The sequence below is a fragment of the Gulosibacter sediminis genome, from assembly GCF_030011715.1.
Taxonomy (GTDB): Bacteria; Actinomycetota; Actinomycetes; order Actinomycetales; family Microbacteriaceae; genus Gulosibacter; species Gulosibacter sediminis.
The window spans coordinates 1-205 of the sequence record NZ_JASCYH010000135.1 but is presented as its reverse complement, the minus strand read 5'-3'; the positions used below and the strand labels follow the sequence as shown (position 1 = coordinate 205).

The window sequence follows — 205 nt, the reverse complement described above, 5'->3', positions numbered from 1 at the left end:
CTTCCGCCGCCCGTAGACGCCGTAGTTCTCCGCATGCAGCCTGGCGACCTCGGGCACCAGCAGCTCGTCGCGCAGCTGCCGGGCGGAGGCTACGCGGGTCTTCGCGGCGCGATACCCGCGGGACGTGATGAATCCCTGCACTGCCGGGCGCAGCGTCCGGCAGATGAGCTCGACCCCGAACCGCTCTCGATACTCGTCGATGAAG

1 pseudogene is annotated in these 205 nt (G+C 69.3%); it reads right to left on the bottom strand.

Annotated features, from left to right (window positions below):
- A pseudogene (locus QM019_RS12850) lies at positions 1 to 205 on the bottom strand (IS3-like element IS3501 family transposase); the annotation flags it as partial.